This window comes from Rhizobium sp. AG855, from assembly GCF_003610655.1.
GTDB classification, from domain to species: domain Bacteria; phylum Pseudomonadota; class Alphaproteobacteria; order Rhizobiales; family Rhizobiaceae; genus Allorhizobium; species Allorhizobium wuzhouense.
Genome location: NZ_RAQG01000005.1, coordinates 73,835 through 89,801, shown reverse-complemented (window position 1 = coordinate 89,801; position 15,967 = coordinate 73,835). Strand labels below are relative to the sequence as shown.

At 59.7% G+C, this 15,967-nt stretch carries 14 protein-coding genes; all 14 read right to left on the bottom strand.

What is annotated here, in order from left to right; translation table 11 throughout:
• The 14 genes from DFO46_RS19655 to DFO46_RS19585 all read right to left on the bottom strand — a co-directional run bounded on the left by DFO46_RS19655 (window position 1) and on the right by DFO46_RS19585 (window position 15,947).
• Window positions 1-810, bottom strand: coding sequence for a CpsB/CapC family capsule biosynthesis tyrosine phosphatase (locus tag DFO46_RS19655; protein ID WP_120278716.1), 810 nt, complete (start codon window positions 808-810; stop codon window positions 1-3).
• Between the two features lie 63 nt (window positions 811-873).
• Window positions 874-1,347: a hypothetical protein gene (locus tag DFO46_RS19650; RefSeq protein WP_120278714.1), complete on the bottom strand. Its 474-nt coding sequence runs from the start codon at window positions 1,345-1,347 to the stop codon at window positions 874-876.
• Entirely contained in the window at window positions 1,344-2,471 is a 1,128-nt protein-coding gene (locus DFO46_RS19645; RefSeq protein WP_120278713.1) for a DUF1972 domain-containing protein, read from the bottom strand. Before DFO46_RS19645 ends, DFO46_RS19650 begins: the two co-directional genes overlap by 4 nt.
• Entirely contained in the window at window positions 2,468-3,580 is a 1,113-nt protein-coding gene (locus tag DFO46_RS19640; RefSeq protein ID WP_120278712.1) for a glycosyltransferase family 4 protein, read from the bottom strand. Before DFO46_RS19640 ends, DFO46_RS19645 begins: the two co-directional genes overlap by 4 nt.
• A complete protein-coding gene (locus DFO46_RS19635) occupies window positions 3,577-4,977 on the bottom strand; it encodes a hypothetical protein (protein ID WP_120278711.1) in 1,401 nt (466 codons plus the stop codon). Before DFO46_RS19635 ends, DFO46_RS19640 begins: the two co-directional genes overlap by 4 nt.
• The gene (locus tag DFO46_RS19630; RefSeq protein ID WP_183041967.1) at window positions 4,974-5,978 is read right to left on the bottom strand and encodes a glycosyltransferase family 2 protein; all 1,005 of its coding nucleotides are present in this window, start codon (window positions 5,976-5,978) and stop codon (window positions 4,974-4,976) included. The genes DFO46_RS19635 and DFO46_RS19630 overlap by 4 nt, the downstream gene beginning before the upstream one ends.
• The gene (locus DFO46_RS19625; RefSeq protein ID WP_183041966.1) at window positions 5,975-7,198 is read right to left on the bottom strand and encodes a glycosyltransferase family 4 protein; all 1,224 of its coding nucleotides are present in this window, start codon (window positions 7,196-7,198) and stop codon (window positions 5,975-5,977) included. Before DFO46_RS19625 ends, DFO46_RS19630 begins: the two co-directional genes overlap by 4 nt.
• The gene (locus DFO46_RS19620; RefSeq protein ID WP_120278706.1) at window positions 7,195-8,475 is read right to left on the bottom strand and encodes a hypothetical protein; all 1,281 of its coding nucleotides are present in this window, start codon (window positions 8,473-8,475) and stop codon (window positions 7,195-7,197) included. The genes DFO46_RS19625 and DFO46_RS19620 overlap by 4 nt, the downstream gene beginning before the upstream one ends.
• A complete protein-coding gene (locus tag DFO46_RS19615; protein ID WP_120278704.1) occupies window positions 8,472-9,395 on the bottom strand; it encodes a glycosyltransferase family 2 protein in 924 nt (307 codons plus the stop codon). Before DFO46_RS19615 ends, DFO46_RS19620 begins: the two co-directional genes overlap by 4 nt.
• Complete coding sequence (locus DFO46_RS19610) at window positions 9,389-10,567, bottom strand: phosphotransferase (protein ID WP_120278703.1); 1,179 nt, start codon at window positions 10,565-10,567, stop codon at window positions 9,389-9,391. The genes DFO46_RS19615 and DFO46_RS19610 overlap by 7 nt, the downstream gene beginning before the upstream one ends.
• Before the next feature lie 262 nt (window positions 10,568-10,829).
• Window positions 10,830-12,455, bottom strand: a complete 1,626-nt coding sequence (locus tag DFO46_RS19600; protein WP_210210643.1) for a hypothetical protein — start codon at window positions 12,453-12,455, stop codon at window positions 10,830-10,832.
• 118 nt (window positions 12,456-12,573) lie between these two features.
• Entirely contained in the window at window positions 12,574-13,446 is an 873-nt protein-coding gene (gene rfbA, locus DFO46_RS19595; protein WP_110792633.1) for a glucose-1-phosphate thymidylyltransferase RfbA, read from the bottom strand.
• A 69-nt stretch (window positions 13,447-13,515) separates the two neighbouring features.
• Window positions 13,516-14,565 carry a dTDP-glucose 4,6-dehydratase gene (rfbB, locus tag DFO46_RS19590; protein WP_120278698.1) on the bottom strand — a complete coding sequence of 350 codons (1,050 nt, stop codon included), beginning with the start codon at window positions 14,563-14,565 and terminating at the stop codon, window positions 13,516-13,518.
• 98 nt (window positions 14,566-14,663) lie between these two features.
• Window positions 14,664-15,947, bottom strand: a complete 1,284-nt coding sequence (locus DFO46_RS19585; protein WP_120278697.1) for a sugar transferase — start codon at window positions 15,945-15,947, stop codon at window positions 14,664-14,666.
• Window positions 15,948-15,967 lie beyond the last annotated feature (20 nt).

Here is a 15,967-nt window from a genome sequence, read left to right as displayed (position 1 = left end):
TTAGAGCCCTGCCCGCAAAAGCGTGAGGAGCCGACCGACGCCGCTCCCTGAGGTCATGGGTCGGCGTGGAATGAGGTGCTGACGCGCAGCATCCGGAAGCATTCCGTCTGAAAGAATGATCTGGGGGATCTCGACGAACATGCGCTGTGCTGTCTCCTCCCCCCATCGGCTGGCAACCAGCTTCATGGCGGCTGACATGCGCGGGGCACGAGCGCGTGGGCTATGGGCATCACTTGCCACGAAGACGAGGAGGCCGGCATCGACAAAGCCCGCAGCCTGCGCCTGCGCGGTCATGCCGAACCGCCCCAGAAGCGAGTCCGCCGTCAGTTGCAGCGGGCAACCAAGCTCCGCGATCTTGACGAGAAGCTCCGGGCGGCGCTCCGCCCAGCTGAGCCTTTCCGGGTGGGTAATGACGGGAATGAAGCCGGCGTCCTTCAGGCGTAGAACGAAATCGTGCAGCCTCGGCGGAACCACGAGATGAGGAAGCTCAAGCAGGAAATAACGCGAGTCATTGAGTGTCGGGATATCGCCCCGGAGAAGCCTCTCGGGCAAATCCCAGGCGAGATGGGCTTCAGCTCCACAAAACAGCGTGAGCGGAATACGCAGTTCGCGCAGCGCCTGTTGCAGGACCTCGAGCACCGGACGGATGGTCGCCCAATCATTCGGATAGACACCCTCTTGGACATGCGGCGTGCAGGCCATGTGGGTGATGCCGTCCGCCACAGCGATACGGGCCATCTCGATGGAGATGTCGAGCTCGCTTGCGCCATCGTCGAGGCCGAAGAGGATATGCGAGTGGAGGTCAATCATGCTTTGACTCGTCCTTGCTGGAAATTGCCACCTGCGCTGAACACATGCCGGAGCGCGCGGCTATCAACGGCTGACCCGCTCGTCTTTCCGGGCGATCGAAATCATCACTTTGCCGCCGGCCAGAACACTGAGGACGCTGATGGGCACCGGTGACTGTGGAGCCGGTTGCGTCGGTCCGGCTGCGCGGGCAGCTTCAGCGCGGACACACCAGGACCCATGCTCGTCCTCGATACGGATCAGTTGCTTCTCCGATACCGAGAGCGTGCAGGTGTTGCCGATCTTGAGGATCGTCGCCGACGACGGTCCGGTGAGCAGGCGTCCCGGCAAAGGGACTTCCATGTCTGCCCGCGCCGGCCGCATGCCTTCGGCCTGGGAAACGAAGACCTTGCCCGTAACTTCCCGAAGAATCGCTGTCGATGCCAGCGGCGCGCGGCAACCACAAATGGAAGGTGGAACCGCATCAGGCGGCGCGTCCAGTCCCAAGGAGGTGATCGCTATCAAGCAGAACGCTGCGGATGTCTTGAAATGACCATTCATTGTTGTTTTCCTTGATTGACTGTCAAAAGGGTCGCACTGGTCTGCCGCTGAGCAGAAAGCATCTCGAAGTACTGGTCCGCCACGATGCTCCAGCGGTATTTCCTGTCGGCAATTTCCTTCATCCGCGCCCCGGCATCGGCACGTATTTCGCCTGCAACCAGGGCGCTGAGATCGAGAGAGGAGCGGAAATAGTCTGCCCGGCCTTCGGTCGTATGCCTGTTGTAGACACAGTCGAAAGCGACCACCGGCAGTCCGAAATGCATCATTTCGACCAGCGAGGGATTTGTGCCCCCGGCCGAATGCCCGTGTACGTAAAAGCTCGCAGCGATCCGGACGCGATAGAGCTCATCCGGATCGTAGATCGGATCGAGGAGATGCAGATTGGCACAAGCAGCATATTTGCTCCGCAACCGGCGTCCGTAGTCGCTGCTATCCCAGTTACCGACAAAGACGAGATTACGCTGACTGGAGGCGAAGGCCTGCAGGATCATGTCGATGTTGTTTTCCGGCTCGATGCGGCAGAGCGCCAGCGCGTAGCCAGGCGAACAAGGGAGGGAACGCACGGCAGAGCCTGCATCAGACGGCAGGTTGACGGCGTGATCGCCGCCATAAGCGATAACCTTCGGGCTGATGCCATAGGTATCACTCAGGTAATCCGCGATACCCTGATTGTCTGCGACGACCTCATGCGAGAAGCGGACAGCCATCCATTCGGAGAAGCGCAGGAAGTGGCGGGCAAAGCCTTTCCACTTGTCCCTTCGCCACTCTATCCCATCGACATTGGTGACGATCCGCATGCGCGAAACGAGCCTGATCACAGGCAGGATCGAGGCTCCCGAAACGCCGAGAAGCAACACGACATCACAGCCGCGCCAGACGCACTGAAGAAGCGTGGTCGCATCGTAGAGCACGCTCTGAAGACCGTTCGCCTTCCAGCGCGAATAATAGAGGCTGGCACCAAGATAGTTCGATGGCTGCACATCATAGGCCGGGGCGCTGCAGTAGACGGCAAGATCCGTCCCCGAACCGCGTGCCTGATGTTGGCGTACAAGGTTTTCCGCAAGCGTTTCGAAGCCGCCATAGCGACCGGGCACGCCCACCGTGCCGAGGATTGCCGCCTTCATGCGCGGATCTCCCTCTTCTGGAGGCGACTGAGGTGATCCTTCAGCAGAACCGCAAAATTGGCCTGGCTGTAGCGATCAGCTTTCCGGCGGGCCGCTGACGACAGCTCCAGACACAATGTCGGGTCACTGGCGAGGCGGCAGACGCACTCCGTGAGATCAGCCAGTTGCCGTGAATCGATTAGAAATCCGTCTTCGCCATCACTGACGATCTCGGCCGGCCCGCCGACGGGCGGTGCAATCACCGGAATCCCAAAGGAGAAAGCCTCGGTGATGGTAAGCCCGAAGGTTTCAACACAGAGGTCGACCCGAGACAGGTTCACGACGAGATCGGCCAACGCATAGAAGCGCGCAGGATTGTTGACCTTCGGATAGATCCGCAGGTTGGACGGAATCTGAATGTCCTTCAGGTACTGTGCGATCTCGTCGCTCTTGGCATTTAGGACGAGATCGAACGCGATATCGTCCCGCCAGAGCAGCATGCCGGCGAGATTGATGAATTCGGGAACGCCCTTGAAGTCACGCGGCGATGCAAGCATCAGAACCCGAAACAGGCCGCTGCGGCGAGGCCAGAACGGCGTGTCCCGCCCCTTGGACTGCAGCGAAGGCGACACCGGGTTCGGGATTACGACCGATCGGTCGGGATCAGTGGGCAGCCGGCTGCGATGATCTTCCGACACGTAGATCAGGAGATCCGCAAAGCGTGTGGCCGCAGCTTTCAAGAGCCACCGCAGCGGGGCTGGCGACAGCGACACTTCGTGCAGGTGCCACACCAGACGCCGCTTCTTCGCCCATGCCCAAAACGCCGCGCCGACAGGCAAGAGTGTGTTCACATAGATGATCGCATCCGGAGCAATGTCCCTGGATTTCCCCAGCATGCGAAAGAGGCGAAACTGGCTACCGATCAGCGACGCCAGTGTCAAAAGACGGAAGCGGCTGCGACGATACCCATAGCGTCGCATCGTGACGTTGGCGTTGTCCAGCAGACCACTGCCGGCGGAGCCGACATAAAGCAGGCTCCCCTCGTTCGAAGGCGCCAACGCTTCGATGGCGCTGAGCAACACGCGCGGGCTGCCGGAATTGTCGTTGAGCAGGTGGCAAAAGACGATCATCGCACCGCCACCCGCAACTTCGATCTCGCGACCCTGTCGCGGTCGGCGAAAATATGGTCGACAATCGCGGCGGCCGCTTCTTCGGCAAGCCCGTTGTTGGGCACTTCCGTCATGGCGCCGCGTTGAACCAGGTAGCCATATGCCAGGTTGAGTTGGGTGATCTGGCCGAGCGTCAGTTCTTGCTTGCGTGCATGCGCAACCTCGGGCCTAACGCTGATGAAGAAGCTGTAGGTCGGCAGTGGGATGACCCGGGCGAAAGCACGTAGCAGCCACTGGGGCAGGCGAATACGGCTGCGACCGGGATCGGCAATCACATCGTGATAATAGCGATCGAACAGGACGATCCGACGGTCGATAAGCGCTGGCCGGACGAGGCGGAAATAGCCATGGACATAATCAGCGACATAGTAAGAGAGCCTGGCCAGAGACCCGAGGAAACCGGAAGCAGGGCTGCGATGCGGCCGCGCGTAGTCGGCATCCACCACCTGCACTGCACCGGTTGCCTTGGCCAGTTCAGCAATGCGCGGCAGAACGGACGGCCTGAAATGCCCCCTGTGGGCCAGCGCATCTCCACCAAAGACCCGAGCCAGTTCGGCGAGAACAAGTTCGATTACCGTCGTTTTGCCCGCACCATCGGGACCGCTGATCGAAAGCCAGAAACCATGTGGTCTTGCGCGGTTCAGCAAACGATGCAGCGTAAACCGTGGTAACAGAAGATGCGCACCCGCGCGTTGCGTCTTCCAGGCTCTGAACACCATCCGACGCCGCTGACGAGGCGGCAGCACGGCAATGGAAGAGGCATGCCCTGACCGGATGGTATCCAACTGCCGGCGTGCCTCGCCATAACCGACGAGGGGGATGAGCTTATCCAGGAGAGCAGACCAATTGCGGCTGACGATAGCCGCAAACGCCGTATCGTATTTGGGATGCAGCGGCTTGCCGACCGCAAGGTGGAACAGCCATTTGTCCAGCAGCATCACCCGCTCGGAGACGACAGGGATGTGATTGTGCCAACGCAAGTTCTGCAGCATCTCTTCAGCTGAAAGCAGCTCGACGCCATAGACCTGGCTGCAGGTAAAGAAGTCGATCTGCAGGCCGAGGATGCCGCTCGGTGTCCGTTTCACCAGCGCAAGCTGCGTCAACCGCTCATCGGCATAGGAATTGGCAAAGAGATATCCGAAGTCTCGCCCAAGACGCGCGACGACACGAACCGCCTCATTGAGGTGCTTCGGATGGACGACAATATCGAGGTCCCGCGCGCCAAGCTCACAAGGAAGCTGCTCATGGTTTCGCATGACCGCATGGTCGATGCCGGCGATGCTGAGATCGAAAAACAGCCGCACGAGCAAATCGGTCTGGGGCGTCGGCACGCGTACGGGTAACGGGATCGAAGTCATGACTGCACCGACTGTGTCTTGAGTTTCTGCAGGATGAGCTTCGGCGAGGTGACTGCGACGAGGCCGAGGAGGACGCCCATCCTGAGGTAGCGGCGGCTCGCATGGGCGAAGCCGGCCCTTTTGTAGAAAGCCGCCGCGAGATCCGAGCGCCGATCTGACAACCGCTGAAAAAGCGTTCGCGATGCGAGGAACTCTGCAAGTCGACGCTCGCCGAGCCCCTTGCGTCGGCGGATCATGCAGTCCTTGATCCAGCGCATCTTGAGCTGCATGACCGCCACATTGCGCGTCGACAGAGAGCCCGCAGGCTTGCGGTAGAAGAAAAGTGGTTCCGGGATCGTGATGAAATGTCGACCGCTCGCGCCGAGGTCGGCCATACGGCACCACAGGTCGAGATCCTCGGCATAGTCCTCGTAGCGGAGACCCTTGGAATTCGGCAGCAGGTCCTGCCGGTATCCTCCAACGGCTAATGCGTCACGACGCCAGATAAGCGTCACCACCGTCATGAATACGAGTTTGTTTTGCTGGAATTGTTTGAGAGCGGCCGCGCGATTGGTGGGCCCAACCTTCAATAGCCCCAAGCTCTTTGGTACATCTGCCTCAGATTCGAAGTAGTGTGCATAGCAGCCCACCCCCAACAACGACGGATCCGATTCGAGTATTCTTGCCTGCCTCTCCAACAGCCTTGGCTTGGCAATATCATCGGCATCAAAAAACAGAATGCACTCACTGTGGGCCTCTTCCAAACCAAGTTGCCGGCAGAATGCGGGTCCTCTATTTCGCGAATTCCGCAACACCCGCACACTTCTGAATGTGGCCGCGTAGTCTCGCACGAGTTCGTACGAACGATCACTCGAAGCGTCGTCGATGACGAGGATTTCTTGAACTGGATAAGTTTGCTGGCGTAGCGACTCCAAGGTTCTGGTGATGGTGCGTTCCGCGTTGTAGCAACATACAACTATCGTCACCTCCAGCGCCTGTTTTCTATTCAAAAAATCGGTCAAGAGCGGCTCCCGGTATCTTGGTATATTTGGTCCATGAACGATGCGAGCGCAGCATAAGCGTGGCGCTTCCGGGCGATCGTCTGTGCCGATCGAGCCAGTGACTGTCTGTAGGTTTCATCAAGGGCGAGCCGCCGAATGGCAGCGGCAAGGTCGGCAACCGGATCCCGATCATGTCGGAGAGCCACCGTGATGCCGGCCTCCTGCTTTACCGTGCGGCCGGTGGCGTCACCCTCCAAGCAAACGACTGGCAACCCTGTCAGCATGGCCTGCAGCACGACAGTCGACAGTCCGTGATGGAATGAGGGATAGAGGAAGACGTCGCTGCGATTGAGCGCCTGAACCAATCCCGCCATGTCGAGACGGCCCGTAATCACCACCCGATCGCCCTGGGGATGCGCTGCAACCATCCGGGCGATTTCGGAGCGCAACGGGCCATCACCCACCATCGTCAATCGAGCGGAAGGGTCGTTTTCGAAAAACCGCAGGGCTGCCTGAAGCGCAAGGAGTGCACCTTTCCAGTCTTTGAATTCACCGGCGAACAGAAGGCGCAGTTCCCCTCCCCGCGACAGATCGGCCTTCGGCTGCACCATGGACGGTGTTTCCTCGATCCCGGTCTGGGTGAAAGGCAGCATTTTGCCCGCCAGGTGTCGCGGCATGGTTTCCGGCGTGTGCGACAGTATCCGGTCGGCTCTCCGCCCTGATATCAACACCAGCGGATCCAGATACCGCATCGCATAGCGAGCAATCACCCGCAGCCGATCCTTCAGCCGGGATGTCGCTGATAGCCTTCGACGAAGGACAGGATGGGTGTCCTCGCTTCCGACCGGACCCCACAGGAAGGGGCCTTGAGCAAGCGCCAGCCCTGCCGGCATCCAGTCCATGCCGCCCGTCAGGTGATGGCAGAGATCGTATGCTGTTGCCCTCTGCAAACGCCTGGCAAGCAAACCCGATCCGACCTGCCACAGGTAGTAGTAGAGCAGGAAGAACCGCCTGCCCTTCTTGTAGAAACGGAAGATCCAAGGGAGATCGAAGTAAATGAACTCAAGGTTGGGCGGCCGACCATAGCGTCGGAAGGCCTCTTCGTGGATGGGGCGCAGATTGGCGCGGGTGATCACCGAAATTTCATGGCGCTTGGCAAGCTCAAGAACGAGCCTCCACGCGATCTCCCCTTCGCTGCCGCGACCGGTTTCACAGGCATAGGCTGAGATGAGGACCTTCATCGGGGGCCTCCTCGGACAAAAGCAAAGCTGTCTGTCGGGGATGCCTTGGCGAAGTGATGAACGGCCCGTAGCAGAAGCAGGCTGTACCAGAAGATCTGGCTGTTCCATGCGGAGTTGCCGAGAACCGGTCCCCAGAGGAGGATCAGAGGCAGTGTCTGAAGATTGGTGAAGCGAAGCAGATAGGCGCGGAGAAACAGGGTCGTACCGATGATGCCGGCAATCATGATGTAACCGGGAATGAAGCCGGCCATGGCCGCATCTTCGCTCACCCCCACCAGACGTCCTTGAACATACTGGGTGACGATCTGGTATCCGCCTCCCAACCAGACGGACGGGTCATCCAGACTTGCCGACTGCAGGAAGAGGATCAATGGCATAACGCGCACTGCGCCGCTCTGGTCCGCCTGGACCAGCGCCATGATGTCCATCGTCGGCAAGGCCGTGAGGAAGCCAACGAGACGATGGACGGATTCCAGCTCGACGGATTGGAGGATGGGCCAGGTCATGATCAACAGCAGGGTGCATCCGACGATCCACCGCAGTCTCAGCGCAAGGACGATGGTCAGAGGCAGAAGCGCGACAGCAAGCGAGCTGCCTGTCAGCGCCTGACTCACGGAAAAGGCGACCAGAACCCATGTCTCCCGCTGCCAAAGTTCGCTGAAGCTCAGGGTCGGAGCGCCACGCCGCGCGAGGATGAGATAGGAAAGCATGGTGAAAGACAGCGCGCGCGCCGCATGGGATGGCTCCACGGCAAGAGAGTTGTAGCTCCACGCGCCCTTGGACAACATGCCGTTCAGGATCGGCAGGCCCGCCAACGAGCAAAGCATCTGCACCACGGAAACGGCAGCGAAGGCGAAGACCAGCTGGCGCAGAAGTTCGATCAATCGTTCGCGATTGACGAAGCCGCTCTCAAGCGTCCCGGCAAAGGCGATGTATGAGAGCGCGAACATCCCAGTATATCCGAGGCTGGTGATGTTGGTGGTGCCACCGTGAGCGAGTTCGACAACGATGAGGTATGCAATCGCCGCCGCAGACGAGCCGAAATCGCGCTCCAGCGGCAACCGCAAAACGATGATGGTCGGCAGAGCGAGAGCCGCTACGAGAATGACCAACACGTTGCGCTGATCTCCTAGAACGAACAGTGAGATGGCTGTGCCGAAGGAGACGAGCAGAACCCTTGCGACCAACCAATGCGGCGTGGCCCGCATCGGGCGTGCACCAGCCCAAGCGGGCATGGCCAGCTGCCTGCCAGAACGCGGGGAGAAGACTTCGCTCATCGGAAGCCCCCCTGCACCCAGGCACGCATCCGGGCCATTGCAAGCATCACCCCATAGGAGATTCGCAAGGCCACCAGGGATGCCCTGCCCGTACCGCGATACCGCGCGTGATAATATCTGCGGCTTTGCGCCCAAAGGGACAGGCGGCGCACGGGATCGCCTTTCTCGGCGGTACGATGCGCGTGAACAGCCGAGATCTCTCCGGTGTAGACGGAATTCAGACCCGCCCGCCGAACCTGCTCTGCAAGAATCGCCTCTTCGCAGTAGAGGAAGACGTTCTCGTCGAAATAGCCGATGCGCTCCAGGAACGTGCTGCGAACCAGGAAGCAGCATCCGCTCAACTTGTCATTGCCCGTCGGTCGACCCGGCTTCGGATTGCCGCCAAAGCGTCTTCGCGACAGGCCGGCGAGAAGCATGAAGACCGGGGATAGAATTTCCCTGACAAAGCCCGGCTCGAACATGGGGTTTTCGTTGACACCAGCGAGGCTCCAGATGGCGGAGGCAGCAACCGCATTCCGATCCGATCGAAAGAGGGTCTTGGCCAGTGTCAAAAGGTAGTCGCGGTCGTCGATACGGATGTCCGGATTGACGATGAGAACAGCCTCGCAACCGAGCGACACGGCAAGGCGCGCGCCGATATTGTTGCCTGCGGAGTAACCGGCATTGCGATCGTTCAACACGAAGAGCCCGTCACCGTGCCGGTAGCCAGAGGGAATATCGACGCCGGCGCGAAGCTCCCAGACATCCGGGAGGGCGTCCCGAACGTCCTGGCGCATGCGTGCGCGGCTGGCACTATGAGATCCGTTGTCGACGACAATGATGTCCACAGCCACGCCTTGCTGTGACAGGATCCCATCAAGGCATACCGGCAGGTCGCGGTCACTGTTGTAAGTGAGGATGACAACGCCCAGCTTCAGCATGCTGTTGTCCACCACTGATGAAGGCAAGCATCGATCAGGCGACCGCGCCGATCACCATCCGTCCAGCCATCAATGCTTCCGGCATAGTCCAGCTGCCGCCGCAGGTAGAAGGCGGCATGAAGGAGCAGCGAGACGAGCACGCAGGTCCGGACGGTCTCCGGATGCAGATCGGAAAAAAGCGCCCCAACGCGCTGGTTCAGGTCCGAGATAACGTCTGCCGGATCGGCGCCATGGCCTGTTGCCAGCAGGTAGTGAACGAGATCATAGCCAAGCGGCAAATCGTCGGCTGCGTATTCCCAATCGAAGACATAGAGCCGAGGCTCAAGCATGATGCAGTTCCAGGGTGTAAAATCCCCATGCGCTAAGGCGACCGGAAGCCTATCGACAAAACGGGACGCTCTCGCTGCACCGGACAGCAAACGTCTGGTCCAGGCTGCAGGCAACCGGGTCTCGTTCGCCAAAGACGGCACGCTCTCGAACGCGCGATGAACCCCATTGCTGCGCGTTCGCGACGCCAGCTCACTCAGGAAACGGAGATGGGCCCCACCCGGACGGACGCTGCTTTTGGCGCCAATTGTTTTCCGACTGTCGGTGACAAGCACGCTTGGCCGCACCGCACTGCCGGGATCGAAGGCCAGGACCGCGGGCGTGTCGGCGGTCGCCAGCGCAAGGCGACCGATGCGCCGCAACATCTCCGCCTCACGAGCCAGATACGGCTTCACCAGCGGTCTGCGGCTGACCTTGGCGTAACCGAGAATATCGCCATCCTCCGCCATCAGCTGGATCGCAGTCTTGCGGTGAGGCCCGGCGGTTCCCGTAAAATACGCGCAATGCGCCAGCCCTGCTGGCTGCTTCCCCGGCAAATTTGGAAGGGCGCCAAAGCGTAAACGGCCCGCGCTCCAACCGCTGGAAACGCCCAGTCGAGCCGCAGTAGTTACCCCGGCTTTGATGATGGTGGCTGCGAGAGACACAGGCTGGAACATCGCCATTGCGGCTGCCGATGGCCGCCCGCCGCTGATGGGGATCACCCACCAGCGATCATTGGTTCGCGCTTTCAGGAGCCCATAGGGCAGGCCGCCATCCGACACGGGCGCGACGCCAAGAGCGGCCAGATCTTCCAGGAACTCTCCGAAGGAACCTGAGGAGGAGGTGAATGAAACATGCGTGTTCACCAGATCCCCCTATAGTCACGAAGGACACTCAGGACACCACGGCTCATCCGCGAGTGGTCGCGATTGAAGAGCGCGCTGAATGCCCTCTTTGCACGGCGCAAGGCGGCCCAGGTCGTTGGAAGACGGGCTTGCCGAAAAAGGCTACCAAGTTGCTGGCCCAGGTACTGGACACCGTTGAATGTTGCCATGGCGACAGAGATCGCCGATCTAGCCGAACCGGACGGACTGCAGGTCATGCCGAGACTGTGCAGCAGGACATCGCTCATGTGCGCCGCCTCGCAACATGTTGGAACCGGCTGGTGACCGTAGCCCCCAGCCAGAGGCGTTCCGAGTCCGAGAATCCGAAGACGTAAATCAGGCCGGCGGTGATCACGGCTGTACCAGCAATACTGCAGATCTCACCCAACCATAGGCCGGCCAGAGCCATGCTCAGCAACTCGCCCGACGCGAAGGATAGTGCGGTCACCAGTATCGCTGGCCAAAGGACGTCGGTGGCGAATTTGCCTGGCACAAGCCCGACCAGGTGCCGAGCCATCTGCACTCTAATTGCAAGGGCAACAGCGGAAAGCAGCAGCAGAAACCAATAAATCGAAAGAGGTCCTGCCCCGAACGAAAGGAGCAGAGCGCCGATGGGCACCGAGGTCAGCAGGAGCCCGCCGACGATCAGTTGGTACCTCCGAATCCGGCCTGTCGCCTGGATGGCGGATACCAGGGGAGATGACATGCTGTTCACCAGGCCGACAAGCAGGAGCAAGCGCACCAGGCCGACGGCATGGTCGGGAACCGTGCCCAGCCACAACGTCAGGACTGCATTGGCTTGCAATGCAACAGGCACCACCAGCACAAGCATGAGGAAATAGGCCGCCTTGGCATTTCGCTCGATGAGGATCTGGAAAGAAGCCACATCCTGCGTGAAGAACGATTTCATAATGCGCGGGCTCGCCGTGAGCTGCAGATTCGAGGCCAACGTCGAAGTCGCGTTGACGAGTTGTGTGGCAATGCCCTGTGAAGCGTTGACCACTGGCCCGAAATGGAGGTTCAGCAGCAACCCGAAACCGTGAATGTTCAGAATCAGGGAGAACCCCTCAACAAGGCTCCATCCAGCGAAGGTAGCGAGACGGCGAAGAATGCTGAGATCCGCGCAAGGCCGATACCGACTGCCCTCGAAAGCCCAGAGGCAATAGCCAACCTTCGCAACAAAGATGACGCAGGTCGCTCCCACTAATAAGGATGCGAAGACCTCCAACCGGTCGCCCAGCGGCAAGAACAGAGCGAATGCGACGAAAAGCTTCAGAAGAGCGTGCGCAATATCGAATGCTGCAAAAACGGAAAATCGTTCAGTCGCGGTCAAGAGCGCGTTGTACGGAACTTGAAACACCGTCAAGGCGACGGACAGGGCTGCACATTTCAATGCCCAACTACCAGCCTGCACGCGCTCCGGTGGGATGACCATATGGTTGTGCAGGAACCACAGCCCAAAGGTCTGCGAAGCGAGGAGAATGGCCAGTGCGATTGCTGCGTGAATTTGCAATGATGCGCTGAATACCGAGCGCAATTGTGCCATGTCCCCCTGCGCAAGGCCGACACTCAGATGACGCTGGGTACTGGTTGCCAAGGCCGAGTTCAGAAAAGCAATGACGAGAGTGACGCCGGCAACCGCGAAGTAGATCCCGTAGTCCACAGCTCCGAGCTCGGCCAGAACGATGCGTGAGGAATAGAGGGAAACGGACATCGTCAGAAGTGTTCGCCCATACATGATGAGCGTATTCGCCAACAATGAACGGGTCTCATGCTGGTTTCCAGGCAAAGGCCGAGCCAAGGACGGGGTCCCCTCTTCCCCGAATTCCGCCCTGTTGGCGGGTTGTTTTGCAGCGAGAGCACTGGTCAAACAGACACCTCCGGCTGGAGTACGCATTCGAACGCAACAGCACCCGCAGCGCGTCCAGAAGACAGGCCGCAGCCGAATGGCCCAGAAAAATTGCCGCTGCTGATACCCGCCGACATCATCATTTCAGCAGCCCCGCCAGATAGCGGCCATAGTCGTTCTTGCCGAAGAGGTTTACGCGCGAGACGAGGGCGTTCTGATCGATCCAGCCCTGGTCGAAGGCGATTTCGTCAGGGGATCCCACCTGCAATCCCTGGCGCATCTGCAGCGTGCGGACGAAATTGCCGGCATCCAGCAGGCTGGAATGCGTGCCGGTGTCGAACCACGCATAACCGCGGCCCATCTTTTGCACAGTGAGCGTTCCTTCTTCGAGATACTGCTCGAGCAGGGACGTAATCTCGAGTTCGCCGCGCGCAGATGGGACGACCCTGCGTGCTTTGGCCGGAGCGGTGCCATCCATGAAGTAGAGGCCGGTGACCGCATAGTCCGACAGCGGAACCGGCGGCTTTTCGACGATGCTCGATACGCGCCCGCACTCGTCGAAGGACACGATTCCATAGCGCTGCGGATCGGCGACGCGGTAACCGAATACAGTCGCACCTGTGGTCTGAGAGGCGGCCTCCGCCAGAAGAACCGGCAGACCGTGACCGAAGAAGACATTATCGCCCAGCACCATCACCGAAGGTGCGCCGGCAAGGAAATCCTCCGCGAGGATATAGGCCTGTGCGAGACCATCCGGCGACGGTTGCTCGATCCAGGTGAACTCGATGCCCCATTGGCTGCCGTCACCCAGCGCCTTCTCGAACTGCTGGCGGTCCTGCGGGGTGGTGATGATCGCGATTTCGCGGATGCCGCTCAGCATCAGGATGGAAATCGGATAGTAGATCATCGGCTTGTCGTAGAGCGGCAGCAATTGCTTCGAGAGCCCCACGGTGATCGGGTAGAGCCTGGTGCCCGAGCCACCCGCAAGCACGATCCCCTTACGAGACGACATGTCGAACCTCCGGCGTGGCATAAGAACTTGAGAGACGTCCGCTTTCAGCGGGATGAAGAGCCGTGTCGGTCATGCGCGGCTCCCGATGCGTGCAGTTGCGCCCTTCCGATCCATGAGCGGGCGCCACCAGGCTTCATTCTCAAGGTACCAGCGCACAGTCCGGCGGAGCCCTTCTGCAATGGTCACCGAAGGCTGCCACGAAAGCTCGGTACGGATCCGTGTGGCGTCGATGGCATATCGGACGTCATGCCCCGGCCGATCGGCAACGAAGACGATCTGGTCGGCATAATTGCCGGAAGATTTTGGTTTCTCGCTGTCGAGAATGGCGCACAACGTCCGAATGAGCTCGAGATTGGTGAGCTCATTGTCTCCGCCAATGTTGTAACTGGAGCCGACCGTCCCTTTCGCGAGCACCGTCATCAGGGCTTCAGCGTGGTCTTCGACATAGAGCCAGTCCCGCACATTGCTGCCGTCGCCATAGATCGGGATCGGCTTCCCCGCCAATGCCCTGAGGATTGCGAGGGGAATGAGCTTTTCCGGAAAATGATACGGCCCGTAATTGTTCGAGCAGTTGGTCAACAGGATCGGCATGCCATAGGTCTCGTGCCATGCACGCACCAAATGGTCGGAAGCAGCCTTCGAAGCCGAATAGGGGCTGCGGGGGTTATAGGCGGTGGTCTCGGTGAATTTGACCGAGGGATCGCGCGGCAAGGAGCCGAAAACTTCGTCCGTGCTGATGTGCTGAAAGCGGAAGCTCTCCGGCTTTCCACTGTTCAACCAGTATGCACGGGCAGCCTCCAGCAGGCAGAAGGTCCCAACAATATTCGTCTGGATGAAATCGTCCGGACCGTCGATCGATCGGTCGACATGGGACTCTGCTGCCAGATGCACGACGGCATCAGGATTGAAACGCGCGAATATCCGGTCGAGAGCCGCGCGATCCTGAATATCGACGCGCTCCAGGGCGTAGAGCGGATTGTCGGCAACCGTGCTGACATTCTCGATCCGGCCCGCATAGGTCAAGGCATCGATGTTGACCACCGAGTGGCCCGTCTCGACCGCCATCCGGACCACTGCGGAGCCTATGAACCCCAGCCCTCCCGTCACGAGCAGCTTCATCGATTGATACCTTTCCATTTCATGCTGCGGCCCTCGACGGACCTGCAAGCAAATGCCGTGATTTCGAAAATATAAATAGGCGAATCGGCCTGATTTTTCTATTTTGCGCCGAATCCATTTATGATTATCGCTACGGTCTTGATGTATACAATGACGTCCATCCAAGGAGAAAAGTTCTTTACATAGTAAAAATCGTAGTGAAGCTTCTGCCTCACATCCTCAACCGCTGATACATGCCCCTGATTGACTTGAGCCCAACCTGTAATTCCGGGCCGAACGATGTGCCTGTATCGATAAAATGGAAGCTTTTCTTCGTACCATCTGGACAATGGCAGAGCCTCGGGCCGTGGGCCCACCCAGCTCATTTCGCCACGAAGGATGTTCAGCAACTGCGGCAGCTCATCGATGCGCGTGCGCCTGAGGAAGCGACCGAGCCGGGTGATACGCTGGTCGCTGTCGGCTGTAACGGCACGCTCGCGGTCGTCCTTTTGGTGGTGCTGCGCCACACGCATCGTGCGGAATTTGTAGATCGTGAAAACCTTGCCCTGGTAACCACGGCGCTCCTGGCAGAAGAGCGAAGGCCCGGGTGAGTCCATCTTGATCAGCAGGGCCACGACCAGCAGGAAGGGCAGCAGGAGCACCAGTGCGATCGCTGCGGAGACGCTGTCGATGGCATGTTTGATCGCGAGATAGGCCTGGTTCGGATTGAGCGAGCCGAGCGTGTTTTCCGAGAGATGGTCGATGGCGACCCGGCCTGTCAGGGACTCGACAATCTGCTTCACATGATAGACCGGGATTCCTGAGAGCGCGCAATCGGCGATGAAACGCTCCCACGGGGCGGAAATGTCCGCACGCAGGTCGGCAACCACACCCTGGATCCGCTCTGGCGGCTGGTTTGGCGAGGTGAGAACACGCCAGGTCACGTCACCGATCGATGTGACCTGGCTGATATCACCCGCCGGGACCACGGCAAGGCGTGTCGGCTTCAGCTTGCTGACAAGGAAGCTCCAGCCAAAATACCAGACGGTCGACAGAGTGAAGGAGCCGGCCGCCTGGAAGCGGCTGTAGTCAAACCGGAAGAAGAAGATGATGACGAAGACCGTGCCATACGTCAGCGCAAAGGTCGGCAGGATTGCACCCGCAGCCGCAAAGCCGGGATACGTCCCGAGGCGGCGATAGAGCACATAGCCCGCGAGATGCGCGACAATTGCGGCCGTTACCGTGATCTGGTGATTGGCATTGGATAGAACCTCCGGCACGAACAACATGCGAAGGATCAGCGGAATGCCGATCGCGAAGAGGAGGCCACCCACCAGCTGGTAGCGAACCCGCAAGGCGATATGACGAGGTCCGTCCCAGAACCCCACAGCTTGCTTATACATCGACGCCTCCCTGATGAAGC